The 13,428-nt window shown below is 73.3% G+C and carries 13 protein-coding genes; 8 read left to right on the top strand and 5 right to left on the bottom strand.

What is annotated here, in order from left to right:
- The 4 genes from HYE82_RS25900 to HYE82_RS25885 form a co-directional block, all read left to right on the top strand.
- Positions 1–289 (top strand): acetyl-CoA carboxylase biotin carboxyl carrier protein subunit (locus HYE82_RS25900; RefSeq protein ID WP_179176569.1); only part of this gene is annotated, 289 nt, incomplete at its 5' end.
- Positions 286–1,458: an acyl-CoA dehydrogenase family protein gene (locus tag HYE82_RS25895; protein WP_179176568.1), complete on the top strand. Its 1,173-nt coding sequence runs from the start codon at positions 286–288 to the stop codon at positions 1,456–1,458. The genes HYE82_RS25900 and HYE82_RS25895, both read left to right, overlap by 4 nt.
- Positions 1,459–1,674: 216 nt before the next feature.
- The gene (locus HYE82_RS25890) at positions 1,675–2,421 is read left to right on the top strand and encodes an enoyl-CoA hydratase family protein (protein WP_179176567.1); all 747 of its coding nucleotides are present in this window, start codon (positions 1,675–1,677) and stop codon (positions 2,419–2,421) included.
- A gap of 92 nt (positions 2,422–2,513) precedes the next feature.
- Positions 2,514–3,107, top strand: coding sequence for a TetR/AcrR family transcriptional regulator (locus tag HYE82_RS25885; protein WP_256987680.1), 594 nt, complete (start codon positions 2,514–2,516; stop codon positions 3,105–3,107).
- Positions 3,108–3,206: 99 nt separating this feature from the next.
- Here HYE82_RS25885 and HYE82_RS25880 read toward each other — a convergent pair whose 3' ends face one another.
- Entirely contained in the window at positions 3,207–4,313 is a 1,107-nt protein-coding gene (locus HYE82_RS25880) for a citrate synthase 2 (RefSeq protein WP_179176565.1), read from the bottom strand.
- A 203-nt stretch (positions 4,314–4,516) separates the two neighbouring features.
- On the opposite strand from HYE82_RS25880, the gene pdxH reads away from it, so the two are divergent.
- Together pdxH and HYE82_RS25870 are read left to right on the top strand one after the other, a co-directional pair.
- Positions 4,517–5,179 carry a pyridoxamine 5'-phosphate oxidase gene (gene pdxH, locus HYE82_RS25875; RefSeq protein ID WP_179176564.1) on the top strand — a complete coding sequence of 221 codons (663 nt, stop codon included), beginning with the start codon at positions 4,517–4,519 and terminating at the stop codon, positions 5,177–5,179.
- Between the two features lie 363 nt (positions 5,180–5,542).
- Positions 5,543–6,862, top strand: coding sequence for a PAS domain-containing protein (locus tag HYE82_RS25870; protein ID WP_179176563.1), 1,320 nt, complete (start codon positions 5,543–5,545; stop codon positions 6,860–6,862).
- Positions 6,863–6,992: 130 nt separating this feature from the next.
- Here HYE82_RS25870 and HYE82_RS25865 read toward each other — a convergent pair whose 3' ends face one another.
- Positions 6,993–7,748 (bottom strand): SIS domain-containing protein, encoded by a 756-nt coding sequence (locus tag HYE82_RS25865; RefSeq protein WP_179176562.1) that lies wholly within the window; start codon positions 7,746–7,748, stop codon positions 6,993–6,995.
- Positions 7,749–7,959: 211 nt separating this feature from the next.
- On the opposite strand from HYE82_RS25865, the gene HYE82_RS25860 reads away from it, so the two are divergent.
- Together HYE82_RS25860 and HYE82_RS25855 are read left to right on the top strand one after the other, a co-directional pair.
- Positions 7,960–8,652 (top strand): metal-dependent transcriptional regulator, encoded by a 693-nt coding sequence (locus tag HYE82_RS25860; protein WP_179176561.1) that lies wholly within the window; start codon positions 7,960–7,962, stop codon positions 8,650–8,652.
- 274 nt (positions 8,653–8,926) lie between these two features.
- The gene (locus tag HYE82_RS25855; RefSeq protein ID WP_179176560.1) at positions 8,927–9,811 is read left to right on the top strand and encodes an alpha/beta fold hydrolase; all 885 of its coding nucleotides are present in this window, start codon (positions 8,927–8,929) and stop codon (positions 9,809–9,811) included.
- Positions 9,812–9,934: 123 nt separating this feature from the next.
- Here the strand turns inward: HYE82_RS25855 and HYE82_RS25850 are convergent, their stop codons facing one another.
- From HYE82_RS25850 to HYE82_RS25840, 3 genes are all read right to left on the bottom strand, one after another.
- Positions 9,935–11,614 carry a transporter gene (locus HYE82_RS25850; protein WP_179176559.1) on the bottom strand — a complete coding sequence of 560 codons (1,680 nt, stop codon included), beginning with the start codon at positions 11,612–11,614 and terminating at the stop codon, positions 9,935–9,937.
- Positions 11,611–12,453 (bottom strand): ABC transporter ATP-binding protein, encoded by an 843-nt coding sequence (locus HYE82_RS25845; protein ID WP_179176558.1) that lies wholly within the window; start codon positions 12,451–12,453, stop codon positions 11,611–11,613. Before HYE82_RS25845 ends, HYE82_RS25850 begins: the two co-directional genes overlap by 4 nt.
- Before the next feature lie 191 nt (positions 12,454–12,644).
- The gene (locus HYE82_RS25840) at positions 12,645–13,325 is read right to left on the bottom strand and encodes a bifunctional DNA primase/polymerase (RefSeq protein WP_179176557.1); all 681 of its coding nucleotides are present in this window, start codon (positions 13,323–13,325) and stop codon (positions 12,645–12,647) included.
- Between the last annotated feature and the right edge of the window lie 103 nt (positions 13,326–13,428).

The following is a 13,428-nucleotide window of genomic DNA, read 5'->3' as shown; positions in this document are numbered from 1 at the left end:
CGCCCACACCCTCGTCCCGGTCCCACGGTTCACCGACCCCCAGGACCGCGCCCTGCCCGGCTCCCTGCTCGCCCCCATGCCCGGCACCGTCGTCCGCATCGCCGAGGGCCTCGCCCCCGGCAGCACCGTCACCGCCGGGCAGCCCCTGCTCTGGCTGGAGGCCATGAAGATGGAGCACCGCATCGTCTCGCCCGCCTCCGGCACGCTCACCGCGCTCCACGCCGGCCTCGGCCACCAGGTCGAATTCGGCGCCCTGCTCGCCGTAGTCCAGGAGGAACCGCAGTCATGAGCCCCGCAACCACCGCCCCCCTCGAAATCGAGGAACACCAGGCCCTGCGCACCGCCGTCGCCGCCCTCGGGCAGCGCTACGGCCGCGACTACTACGCCCGTGTCACCCGCGAGGGCGGCCACCCCGACGAACTGTGGGCCGACGCCGCCAAACTCGGCTACCTCGGCGTCAGCCTCCCCGAGGAGTACGGCGGCGGAGGCGGCGGCATCGCCGAACTCTCCATCGTCCTGGAGGAACTCGGCGCCGCCGGCTGCCCGCTCCTGATGATGGTCGTCTCGCCCGCCATCTGCGGCACCGTCATCGCCCGCTTCGGCACCGAAGCCCAGAAGCGTGCCTGGCTCCCCGGCCTCGCCGACGGCACCCGCACGATGGCCTTCGGCATCACCGAGCCCGACGCCGGATCCAACTCCCACCGCATCACCACCACGGCCCGCCGCGACGGCGACACCTGGGTCCTGACGGGCCGCAAGGTCTTCATCTCCGGTGTGGACATCGCCGACGCGACCCTGATCGTCGGCCGCACCGAGGACGCCCGCACCGGCACGCTCAAGCCCTGCCTGTTCATCGTCCCCCGCGACACCCCCGGCTTCACCCGCTCGCCCCTCGACATGGAACTCCAGGCGGCCGAGAAACAGTTCGAGCTGGTCCTGGACGACGTACGGCTGCCGGCCGACGCGCTGGTCGGCGACGAGGACGCGGGCCTGCTCCAGCTGTTCGCCGGCCTCAACCCCGAGCGCATCATGACCGCCGCCTTCGCGATCGGCATGGGCCGCTTCGCCCTCGCCCGCGCCGTCGACTACGCCCGGACCCGGCAGGTCTGGAAGGAGCCGATCGGCGCGCACCAGGCCATCGCGCACCCCCTCGCCGCGGCGCACATCGACCTGGAACTGGCCCGCCTGATGATGCAGAAGGCCGCCCGCCTCTACGACCTGGGCGACGACGCGGCCGCCGGGGAGGCCGCCAACATGGCCAAGTACGCTGCTGCGGAGGCCTGCGTGAAGGCGGTGGACCAGGCGGTCCACACCCTGGGCGGCAACGGCCTCACCCGCGAGTACGGACTGGCCTCCCTGATCACCGCCTCCAGGGTGTCCCGCATCGCCCCCGTCAGCCGCGAAATGATCCTCAACTACGTCTCGCACCAGACGCTGGGCCTGCCCAAGTCGTACTAGCCGCACAGCCGGCCGGGTCCGTACGGCGACCGCACCGGGTGCGTCCGCCCCGCCCCGCCGAGGGGGAGCGGCGTGCTCCACCCACCGCTGAAGCGGCGGGCTTCCGACCGGAGGGTTGGGGTCCGGCCTAACCGACCTACGGGATGCGGCGAGACTGCTACGGCCCTGGAAGTGATTCCCCCTCGGGCAGCCGAGGGTCCCCCCGCTAGGAGACTGATGGAGCACCTCGTCAAAGCCGAGCACACGCGCGGCATCGCCACCCTCACGCTCGACTCCCCGGCCAACCGCAACGCGCTCTCCGCGGCCCTCGTCGGCGAGCTGCGCGCGGCCCTCGCCGTCGCGGGCGCCGACCCCGCGGTCCGGGCCGTGCTGATCACCCACACCGGCGGCACCTTCTGCGCCGGGGCCGATCTGAAGAACCCCTTCGAACCGGCCGACTTCCTCGCCCTGCTGCACGAGATCGCCGGACTGCCCCGGCCGGTCGTGGCCCGGGTCACCGGCCATGTCCGGGCGGGCGGCCTGGGCCTGCTCGGCGTCTGCGACATCGCCGCCGGCGGGCCGCAGTCCACGTACGCCTTCACCGAGACCCACCTCGGCGTGGTTCCCGCCGTGATCTCCGCCCCGCTGCTGCCCCGCCTGGACCCGCGCGCGGCGGCCCGCTACCTGCTGACCGCGGAGGCCTTCGACGCCGCCGAGGCCGCCCGGATCGGCCTGCTCACGCTGCACGGCGAGGACGTCGACCAGGCCTTGGCCCCGGTTCTGGCCGGGCTGCGCAAGGCCGGCCCGGAGTCCCTCGCAGCCACCAAGCGGCTGGTCACCGCCCCCGTGCGGGCCGCCCTGGAACAGGACGGCGAGGCCCTGACCCGGCTCTCGGCCCACCACTTCGGCTCGGCCGAGGCCCGCGAGGGCATCACCGCCCGCTTCGAACGCCGAAACCCGTCATGGGCGCCGGGGGAGCTGTGACCGGCCCGGCCGCGGCGGCGATCACGGCAGCGGCCCCCGCGGCGGACGGCACGGCGGCGGACGGCACGGCGGCCGAGAGCCGGCCGGGGAACCTGCCCAAGCAGGCCCGCAGCCGCGTCACCCGCCGCCACCTCCTGGACGCCGCCATCACCTGCCTCGCCGAACACGGCTGGGCCGGTTCCACCGTCGCCGTCGTCGCCGAACGCGCCGGGGTCTCCCGGGGCGCCGCCCAGCACCACTTCCCCACCCGCGAGGACCTGTTCACCGCGGCCGTGGAGTTCATGGCCGAGGAGCGCTCCGCCGCCCTGCCCGCACTCCTGCGCGAGAGCACCGGCGCGGGCGGTGCAGCCGGCAGCGGCCGCGCCGCCGTCGTCGAGGCCCTGGTCGACCTGTACACCGGGCCGATGTTCCGGGCCGCGCTCCAGCTCTGGGTCGCCGCCTCCCACGAGGAGCAGCTGCGCGCCCGCGTCGCCGGGCTGGAGGCCCGCCTCGGCCGCGAGACGCACCGGATGGCCGTACAGCTGCTGGGCGCGGACGAGTCGGTGCCCGGGGTGCGGGAGACCGTACAGGGCTTCCTCGACATGGCACGCGGACTGGGCCTGGCCAACGTCCTGACCGACGACACGGCCCGCCGGGCCCGGGTGGTCGCCCAGTGGACCCGCATCCTCGACGCCACCCTGGGCTGACCCGCAAGCCGACGGGGCCGCCGTACACGCGCCGAGGGCGCCGCATCACGTGTCCGGATGCGGCGCCCTCGGCCGTCAGGGTCCTCGACGGTCGGCCGGTCAGGCCGTCCTGGCGATGTCCGCGTACCCCTCGATCTCCTGCGGGTTGCGCTTGCCCGGCCCGATGTAGCGGGCGGAGGGGCGCACCAGGCGGCCGGTGCGCTTCTGCTCCAGGATGTGCGCCGACCAGCCGGCGGTGCGCGCACAGGTGAACATGGAGGTGAACATGTGCGCCGGGACCTCCGCGAAGTCCAGCATGATCGCGGCCCAGAACTCCACGTTGGTGGCGAGAACCCGGTCGGGGCGGCGCGCGTGCAACTCCTCCAGCGCGGCCTTCTCCAGCGCGGCGGCCACCTCGTAGCGCGGCGCGTCCAGCTCCTTGGCGGTGCGGCGCAGCACGCGGGCGCGCGGGTCCTCGGCCCGGTAGACGCGGTGTCCGAAGCCCATCAGCCGCTCGCCCCGGTCCAGGGCGTTCTTCACGTAGGCCACGGCGTCGCCGGTGCGCTCGATCTCCTCGATCATGCCGAGGACGCGGGACGGAGCCCCGCCGTGCAGCGGCCCCGACATGGCGCCCACCGCGCCCGACAGGGCGGCGGCGACGTCGGCGCCGGTGGAGGCGATCACGCGCGCGGTGAAGGTGGAGGCGTTCATGCCGTGCTCGGCGGCCGAGGTCCAGTACGCGTCGACGGCCTTGACGTGCTTGGGGTCCGGCTCGCCCCGCCAGCGGATCATGAACCGCTCGACGACGGACTCGGCCTTGTCGATCTCCCGCTGCGGGACCATCGGCAGGCCCTGCCCGCGCGCGGACTGGGCGACGTACGACAGTGCCATCACGGCCGCGCGCGCCAGGTCGTCGCGGGCGGTCCGCTCGTCGATGTCGAGCAGCGGTTTCAGGCCCCACACAGGGGCGAGCATGGCGAGGGCGGACTGGACGTCGACCCGGATGTCACCGGAGTGGACGGGGATCGGGAAGGGCTCGGCGGCGGGCAGGCCGGGGTTGAACGCCCCGTCGACCAGCAGGCCCCATACGTTCCCGAACGAGACGTTGCCGACCAGGTCCTCGATGTCGACTCCGCGGTAGCGGAGCGCTCCGCCTTCCTTGTCGGGTTCGGCGATCTCGGTCTCGAACGCGACGACTCCCTCGAGCCCGGGTACGAAGTCGGACATCAGGCGGCTCCCTCAGATTGTGCGAACACGCGCGGTTCCCGGCGTGACTCGCGGCGGTCCGGCGCGGTCATCCCCGTTGATGCCCGGTACGGCCGGAGGCCACCCGTGCGGGGGCTCCTGACCGGCCCCAAGATTTTGGCGGCTCGGGATGCCAGGCGGAAGCGTGACATACGGCACACTCGCAGGAGCACTCCTGCGGCAGGATGGCACGCGTGACCGACATGGATCTTGATCCCTCCACCATGCGCAAGCAGTACCGCTCGGAGATCGTCCTCGAGGACGATCTCGACGCGGACCCCATGCGGCAGTTCGCCGTGTGGTTCGGGCAGGCCGCCGACTCGCACCTCTTCGAGCCCAATGCGATGGTCGTGTCCACCGCGACGCCCGACGGACGGCCCAGCTCCCGCACGGTGCTGCTGAAGGCCTTCGACGAGCGGGGCTTCGTCTTCTACACGAACTACGGCTCCCGCAAGGGCCGCGAGCTCGACGCCAACCCGCACATCGCCCTGCTGTTCCCCTGGCACCCGATCGCCCGCCAGGTCATCGTCACCGGTACGGCCGAGCGGACCGGCCGCGACGAGACGGCCGCGTACTTCCGCTCCCGCCCGCACGGCTCGCAGCTGGGCGCCTGGGCGAGCGAGCAGTCCCGGGTGATCGGCTCGCGGGCCGAGCTCGACCGGCGGTACGCGGAGCTCGCGGCGCGGCATCCGGAGGGCGAGCAGGTCCCGGTGCCGCCGGAGTGGGGCGGCATCCGCGTCGTCCCGCACGAGGTGGAGTTCTGGCAGGGCCACGAGAACCGGCTCCACGACCGGCTGCACTACGTCCGCGACGGGGAGGAGTGGCGCGTCGAGCGCCTGTGCCCGTAGCTCCGGACAGCAGGCGACCCGCGGGCTCGGTTTCTCTCCTGCAGGTAAGAGAAGCCGGCCGGACGTGCCGGCGAGCCCGCGGGTCGGGTGACTGCTTGGGATTGGCGCCGGGCGTCTTCCGCCGGGCACCGCACTGGGTGCGTTGCGACGACGGGCCCTTAGCCCGCAGTCACCTCACGCGTCCGGTAGTCGTACATTTCCGGAACCACCTCCCTTCTCGTGTACCGCAGACATTAGGACCCTTCCGCGGCCGTCTCAAGTTATTTGTTTCGGGACGATTCGGGGAATGCGGTGTGGGCTGCGTCACGTTCCAGTTCAATGATCTGACGTGCCGCACACGCGAACACCTGCAGGGGGTGCCAGGTGAGTGCTTCCGGACGTGGACAGCCCACCGACGATCTGCTCGCAGCGCTGCTGGACGGGATGGACGCCGCCCTGTGCGCGTTCGACTCCGACGGGGTGGTCACCCACTGGAACCGCGAGGCCGAGCGGATCCTGGGCTGGACCGCCGCCGAAGCCGTGGGCCGCAAGGGCTTCGCCGGGTGGGCGGCCCGGGCCGCGGACGCCCAGGACGTCGAGGACCGGCTCATGGGTGCCCAGGACGTGCCCGGCCGGCAGGTGCACGAGTTCGCCCTGCTCACCAAGGACGGCGGCCGCGTACTGGTGCGCACCCAGTCCGCCGGGGTGCCGGGCGCGGACGGCAGGCCCGCCGGCGTGTACTGCGCCTTCAGCGAGGTCCACGCCCAGATCGACCTGGAGCGGTCCATCGCGCTGAGCGAGGCGCTCATGGACGACGCCTCCTGGGGCGTGGTCCTCGTCGACGTGGACCTGCGTCCCGCCGTGGTCAACGCGCACGCGGCCCGAGCCTTCGGCTCCGCCCGCACCGCCCTGCTCGGCCGCCCGCTCGGCGACCTGCTGACCCAGGGCGCCGAGGAACTGGAAGGTGCCCTCCAGCACGTGCTGGCCGAGGGCTCCCCGCGGGCGCCGCTGGAGCTGTGGGTGTCCGTCCGCACCCCGGAGGGGGCGCGGCGGCGCTGCTGGCGGTGCGGGTTCCTGAGACTGGGCTCCCCGCTCGCCGAGGAGCCCGTCCCGCTCGGGGTCGGCTGGCTCTTCCAGGACATCACCGAGGCCCGCCGGACTGCGCTCGACACGGCGCAGCTGCGGTTCCGCGCCGGCCAGCTGTACCGGGCCGGGCGGTCCGCCGCCGAGTGCGAGGACCCGGACGAGGCGGCCGCCGTACGGCTCGACTTCGCCCTCGCCGGCTTCGCCGACCACGCCCTGCTCGACGTACTGGAGCCGTCGGTGGACCCGGACCGGCCGCCGCGGCTCGTCCGGCAGGCCGTGTCGCCGCCGCCCCTGTCGGGGCAGGGCGTGATCCCGGCGCGCTACGAGCCGGGGCATCCGGCGCTGCAGGCCCTGGACCGGATCGGCTCGGTGCGGGCGACCGCCCCGCGCGGGATCGCGGCCGAGGTGTGGGCGCGGGACCGGCAGTGGCCCGAGGACGCGGCGCACGTGCTGTGCACGGTGCTGCGGAGCAGGGGTCGGACCCTGGGCGTGCTGACCTTCGTGCGGGCGTCCTCCCGGGCCGTGTTCGAGCGGGCGGACGCGGAGTACGCGGAGGAGGTCGCGGCCCGCGTCGCCGCCGACCTCGACCTCGCCCGGTCCGCGCACGCCAAGCCGTAGCGCTCCGCTGGGGGACCGGTGATGAAACCGCGGGCCGGTGGGGGTTGATCGCGCAGTTCCCCGCGCCCCTTACGGGACGCGAGCCCGCGCAGTTCCCCGCGCCCCTGCGGGGCGCGGTACTGCAGCGGGCTCAGTGGCGGTAGAAGATGCGGTCGCCGTACTCCTGCATGACGCGGCCGTTCCAGTCGTGGCCGCCGTCGACGTTGCCCGAGCGCAGCAGCGGCGGCTCGATGCCGCGGCCGGCGAGCTCGCCGGCCGCCGCCGCCATCACCGCCTGCATGATCGCGCTGGTCACCACCGTGGAGGCGGGCGCGAAGGGGGCGGCGATACCGTCGAGGGTCAGCTCGGCGTCCCCGACGCCGATCTTGCTGTCGAGGACGATGTCGCAGTGGTCCTTGAGGAAGGTGCCGGAGACGTGCAGCGACCGGGTCTCCCGCGCGTACGCCACGGAGGTCACCCCGATGACGGTGAGGCCGAGGGCGCGGGCGTTGACGGCCATCTCCACCGGCAGCGCGTTCCGTCCGGACAGGGAGACGATCACCAGGACGTCGCCGGCGGTGGCGGGGCTGCTGTCCAGGACGGCCCCGGCGAGCCCGCCGACCCGTTCCAGGGCGCTGCCGAGGGTGGCGGGCATGACGTCGACGCCGGCGGTGCCGGGGACGGCGAGGAAGTTCATCAGGGCGAGCCCGCCGGCCCGGTAGACCACGTCCTGGGCGGGGAGCGAGGAGTGGCCGGCGCCGAAGGCGAAGAGCCGGTTCCCGGCGGCGACGGCGTCGGCGACCGCCGTTGCGGCCTCGGCGATGCGCTCGCCCTCCTCGTCCCGCACCCGCTGCAGCAGGCCGATCGCAGCGTCGAAGAACTGGCCGGCCAGCTTGCTCTCGCTCATTGCCGAGGCCCTTCCAGAGAGGCGGTGGGACGGGGGCGTCCGGGTCCGCCGCTCACCGTGCGGTCCGGACCGAGCGCGTGTCAATACGGGCGTCAACCCGGGCCCGGTGGCCGCCCTGCGGGCCCGGGGCTTGGCGAAGGCACGGGACGGTTGCCCGTGCGATGCGTCAGAATTGGGGACAGGGCCAGCGCACGATATCCGAGGGGCACGAATGTCCGGACTGATCGACACCACGGAGATGTATCTCCGCACCATCCTCGAGCTGGAAGAGGAAGGCGTGGTCCCCATGCGCGCCCGGATCGCCGAACGGCTGGACCAGAGCGGGCCGACGGTGAGCCAGACGGTGGCGCGGATGGAGCGCGACGGTCTGGTGGCCGTGGCCAGCGACCGGCACCTCGAGTTGACGGACGAGGGCCGCCGGCTGGCCACGCGTGTGATGCGCAAGCACCGCCTCGCGGAGTGCCTGCTGGTCGACGTCATCGGCCTGGAGTGGGAGCAGGTGCACGCGGAGGCCTGCCGCTGGGAGCACGTGATGAGCGAGGCGGTGGAGCGGCGCGTGCTGGAGCTGCTGCGCCACCCCACCGAGTCGCCGTACGGGAACCCGATCCCGGGCCTGGAGGAGTTGGGCGAGAAGGCCGAGGCCGACCCGTTCATCGAGGACGGCATGGTCAGCCTGTCGGACCTGGAGCCGGGCACCGAGGGCAAGACCGTGGTCGTGCGCCGGATCGGCGAGCCCATCCAGACGGACGCCCAGCTGATGTACACGCTGCGGCGGGCGGGGGTGCAGCCCGGTTCGGTGGTGAGCGTGACCGAGTCGCCCGGCGGTGTGCTGGTCGGCAGCGGTGGCGAGGCCGCGGAGCTGGAGGCGGAGATCGCCTCGCACGTGTTCGTCGCGAAGGCCTGACCGGAGGCCGGAGGCCGGAGAAGCAAGTGGTCCCGGCGCCTTGCGGCGCCGGGACCTTCCTCCCCTGTGCTGACCTGGAGCCCCGAGCTCTCAAGGTCATCCCCTTCGGACCGTCTTCCCCGAGCGGCCCGCCTCCCTGATCAAAGGATCTCCATCGGCAGGGGCCGCCAATCCTTGAGCAAGGTCACTCGAAAGAGCGGTGTTGACCGCGAGAAACCGATTTTCGAATGCGGGTTCGATAGTGTGGCGGCGAAGCGAAGGGGGTGCCTCCTCGGTGGTACGGCGCATCGATGTGACAGCGGTCGACGGTGTACGCCTGGCCGCCTGGGAGTTCGGGGAACCGGACGCCGCCCGGCCGGACCTCCCGGCGCCCCGGGTGCTGTTGCTCCACGGCCTGATGGGCCGCGCCCTGCACTGGGCCGGCACGGCCCGCTGGCTCGCCCGCGGCCGCCGCGTCGTGGCCCTCGACCAGCGTGGGCACGGTGAGAGCGACCACCCGGCCACCGGTCCGGACGTCCCCGTCTCCCTGGGCCGCGAGGCCTTCGTCGCCGACGCCGAGACGGCCGTCGAGCAGCTCGGCCTCGCCCCCGTCACCCTCGTGGGCCACTCCATGGGCGCCCTCACCGGCTGGCAGCTGGCAGCCCGCCGCCCGGACCTCGTGGAGGCCCTGGTCATCTGCGACATGCGTGCCTCGGCCCTCGGCGAAGCCTCCCAGCGCGAATGGGCGGAGTGGTTCCGCCACTGGCCCCTGCCGTTCCCCACGCAGGACGCCGCCCGCCGCTGGTTCGGCGAGGACGACCCCCGCGTCGAGGAGCCCGAACCCGGCCGCGGCGCCTTCTTCGCCGAGGTCATGCACCGCACCCCCGACGGCTGGCGGCCCCTGTTCTCCCGCAGCGACATGCTGACGGCCCGTGAAACCTGGGTCCACGACGCGCACTGGGAGGAGCTGGCCCAGGTCGCCTGCCCCACCCTGGTCGTCCGGGGCCTCGACGGCGAGCTCGGCCGCGCGGAGGCCCAGGAGATGGTCCGCGTCCTGCCCGAAGGCCGGTACGCCGAGATCCCCGACGCCGGCCACTACCTCCACTACGACCAGCCGGCCGCCTGGCGCGCCGTCCTGGAGCCGTTCCTGGACAGCCTCCGCCCCCAAGTGCCCCACTGACCGCGGGCCGAGAACCCGGCCGGAGAACTCCGGCCCGAGAACCCCGGACCCGGGAACCCGGACACGGGAAAGGGGGTGACGCGGCTCCCGGCCGCGTCACCCCCTTTCCCGCACTCCCGGCGCTCAGCCCTTGCTGACCGCCGCAAGGATCTCCGGCAGCTTCCGGGCCACGACCGGAGCCGCCAGCCGGACACCCGCCCAGGCCGCCACCGCGCCCCAGACCACGCCCAGCGGGAGCAGGGTCCAGGACAGGGACCGCACCCCGTCGTCCAGCTTGAACCAGATCGCCAGCGCGATCACCGGCGAGCAGATCACCGCCGACGTCAGCAGGCCGCCGAGGATGCCCGTCCACGCCAGACCGCCCTGGCCCGGGGCGACGTTCTTGAAGGCGCCGTCCGACGGGATGGAGTACGGGTAGTACGCCGAGGCCAGCGCGCCCGTGCACAGCATCGACCCCAGCAGGGCCAGCGCCATGCCCAGGCCGGCCGGGAAAGCCCGCCAGTCGTTCAGCATCGCGGTCGTGACCGCCGTGACCACGACCGTGTAAGGCACCGTGACCAGGGCCAGGGCGTAGGCACGGGCGCGCAGCTCCAGGAACGCGTCCCGCGTGCCCCCGATGGTCTGCGCGACCATCCAGAACGCCGAGGTGTCCTGCCCGAACTGGTTGTACATCTGCACGCCGAGCATGCTCGCGCCGAAGCAGACCAGGTACACCGAGCCCGTGCCCTGCAGCGCGTTGAACACCGGGATGATCAGGCCGACCGCCAGGGCCGACACCCACGACATCTTGGTCTTCGGGTCCCGCACCGCGTAGCGCAGGGTGCGCTGCAGGGTCGCGCCCGTACGCCCCGCCGGCAGCCACGACCAGATGCCGCCGCCCGCCGACTCCCGCTTCTCCTTCGAACCGGCTGCGGCGATCGTCGAGCCGTCCGGGGTGACCATCAGCCGGGTCAGGCTGCGCTCCCACAGCCACATCAGCAGCGCCACCGCGAGGACGGTCAGCGCCAGCTGGGCGACCGCGGTCCCGTACGCGCCCCTGCTCGCCGAGTCCACCATGCCGATGGCCGTGGCGGGCGGCAGCCACTGCACGACCTCCGCGGCCGGCTCCAGCGCGGCCAGGCCCCCGGCTTCCGTCAGGCGCTGGCTCCCGAAACTGGCGACCTGCGCACCCACTGCGACGACCAGGCCGCTGAACACCGCGAGGTCGCGGCCCTTGCGGCTGCTCAGCAGCCCGGAGTTGGCCGTGGCGACGGTGCGGGCCAGTGCGACACAGCCGAGCACCAGCAGCGGTACGGCCACCACTCCGGCCACGATGCCCGCCGACCCCCGTGCGACGGCCACCACCGAGCCGACCGCCACGCACAGCGTGAACAGCGGCCCGATGCCGATGAGAGAGGAGGCCAGCAGGGCCCGCACCAGCGGGCGCGGCCGCAGCGGCAGCATGACCAGCCGGCTCGGGTCGAGCGTCTCGTCCCCGGTGGGGAAGAACAGCGGCATGACCGTCCAGCCGAGCGCCAGGATCGCGGCCAGCAGGACGACGGCGGTGCCGGCCCGCGCGTGCCCGTGCAGCATGGCCAGGCCCAGCATCACGAAGCAGGCCACCACCAGCGAGAACGCCAGCGACGAGAGGTAGGCGGCCTTGCGCTTCGACGACCCCTTGAGGCCGTTGCGTATCAGGGAGAGCTTCAGCCGGACGAACACGGCGGTCGGGTCCAGCGCGGCGGAGGCCGGGCCGGCGGCCGCGGGAGCGGGCTCCGGCTTCGGCAGGGGCGCGGAAGCGGAGGCGGATGCGGTGGTGCTCATCGGGCGGCCTGCCCGCCCAGCCAGTCCAGCGAGTCACCCGCGGAGCGCCCGCCGGCGCCGACCAGCTCCAGGAACGCGGCCTGCAGCGAGGGCGCTTCGCCCCGTACGTCGGCGAGCGGACCCGCGGCGCGGATCCGGCCGCCGGCCATGACGGCGACCCAGTCGCACAGCGACTCGACCAGCTCCATCACGTGGGAGGAGAAGACGACCGTGGCGCCCGAGGTGGTGTACCGCTCCAGTACCCCGCGGATGGTCTGCGCCGACACCGGGTCCACGCCCTCGAACGGCTCGTCCAGGAACAGCACTTCCGGGTTGTGGAGCAGGGCCGCCGCCAGGCCGATCTTCTTGCGCATGCCCGTCGAGTAGTCGACGACCAGCTTGTGCTGCGAGCCCGCGAGGTCGAGCACGTCCAGCAGCTGTGTGGCGCGCTTGTCGGTCTCCTCGCCGGGCAGGCCGCGCAGCCGGCCCATGTAGCCGAGCAGTTCACGGCCGGACAGCCGCTCGAACATCCGCAGGCCCTCGGGCAGCACGCCGATCCGGGACTTCACCTCGACCGGGTCCGCCCACACGTCGTGGCCGGCCACGACGACCCGCCCCATGTCGGGGCGCAGCAGCCCGGTCACCATCGACAGCGTCGTCGTCTTGCCCGCGCCGTTCGGGCCGACCAGGCCGATGAACTTCCCCGCCGGCAGCTCCAGGTCGACGCCCGCGACCGCGACCTGGTCGCCGAAGCGCTTCCACAGGCCTTCCACCCGTACCGCTGCCCGCTCGGTGGACGGCGCCGGTCGCGCGCCACCCGCCCCGGACGTTCCGCCCGTCGCATCACCCTGGTTCGGCATGCGTCTGCCTCCCGTTCTCGTCCCCGTGGTCCTACGTGCTCACCATAGGGCGGCCCCAAGAGGCGCGGCAGTTACGTATGTCATGACTTTCGCCCGCGAAACACACCTGGTCCAGGGCGTGTTCGTCAGGCGCGTGTTCGTCAGGGTGTTCGCCGGGGCTGTTCGCCAGGGGTGTTCGGCAGGGGTGTTCGTCAGGGGCGGCGGGCGGCCCGTTCCGCCGCCGCCTCGCGGCCGCACGCGTACGCCAGGGCGTCGATCAGCTCCTCGGCGTCCGGCAGCCACCGGTTCGCGGGCGTGGGACGGCGTGCCCACTGGACCGAGCCCCGGCCGCCGAAGCGGGTCGGCGGGGCGGCGACGTACTCGCCCTCACCGCGCACCCGCAGGTCGATCGCGGCAGGCGACCAGCCGTACCTGCGGACCATGTCCGGCACCTTCGCCGAGGCGCCGGGCAGGACGAAGAAAAGCATCCGGTGGTCGGGCGTCAGCATGACCGGCCCGAGGGTGCGCTCCATGCGCTCCAGTCGGGCGAGGGCCAGGAAGCCGGCGGTGTCCGGGACGTCCAGTGCGTCGAAGGTGCGGCCCGTCGGCAGCAGGATCGACGCCTCGGGCCGCTTCCCCCACACCTGCCGGACCCGGACCGCGCTGCCCGTGGCGAGCGTCGCCCACTCCTGCACCGCGGGGTGCGCTCCCGGAGCCGGGCAGTCCGCCGCTCCGCAGGAGCAGAACTCCCGCCCGTCCGCGTGCTCCAGCCAGGTGCCGGCGAAGACGTCCCAGTGCCGTTCTTCCGTGTACCGCACGGCATGGTCCAACAGCAGCTCGGAGCGCTGCTTGGGGATGGATGCGGTCTCCGTGACTGTGATGGTCTCTTCCACGACCATCACAACTCCCGCGCTCAGGCGGGGTTACGGGGGCGAACCGGCCGGTGGGCGCTGCATCGATCCTGCATACGGGGCGCACTGGTGCACGGGTGGGGGC

This window comes from Streptomyces sp. BR123, assembly GCF_013401435.1.
Classification (GTDB): Bacteria; Actinomycetota; Actinomycetes; order Streptomycetales; family Streptomycetaceae; genus Streptomyces.
This window is presented reverse-complemented; position numbering and strand designations above follow the sequence as displayed.

Excerpts from the sequence above, each read along its gene's own strand:
- HYE82_RS25895 (WP_179176568.1), top strand. The coding sequence starts at position 286 with ATGAGCCCCGCAACCACCGCCCCCCTCGAAATCGAGGAACACCAGGCC.
- HYE82_RS25890 (WP_179176567.1), top strand. The coding sequence starts at position 1,675 with ATGGAGCACCTCGTCAAAGCCGAGCACACGCGCGGCATCGCCACCCTC.
- HYE82_RS25880 (WP_179176565.1), bottom strand. The coding sequence starts at position 4,313 with ATGTCCGACTTCGTACCCGGGCTCGAGGGAGTCGTCGCGTTCGAGACC.
- pdxH (WP_179176564.1), top strand. The coding sequence starts at position 4,517 with ATGGCACGCGTGACCGACATGGATCTTGATCCCTCCACCATGCGCAAG.
- HYE82_RS25865 (WP_179176562.1), bottom strand. The coding sequence starts at position 7,748 with ATGAGCGAGAGCAAGCTGGCCGGCCAGTTCTTCGACGCTGCGATCGGC.
- HYE82_RS25860 (WP_179176561.1), top strand. The coding sequence starts at position 7,960 with ATGTCCGGACTGATCGACACCACGGAGATGTATCTCCGCACCATCCTC.
- HYE82_RS25850 (WP_179176559.1), bottom strand. The coding sequence starts at position 11,614 with ATGAGCACCACCGCATCCGCCTCCGCTTCCGCGCCCCTGCCGAAGCCG.
- HYE82_RS25845 (WP_179176558.1), bottom strand. The coding sequence starts at position 12,453 with ATGCCGAACCAGGGTGATGCGACGGGCGGAACGTCCGGGGCGGGTGGC.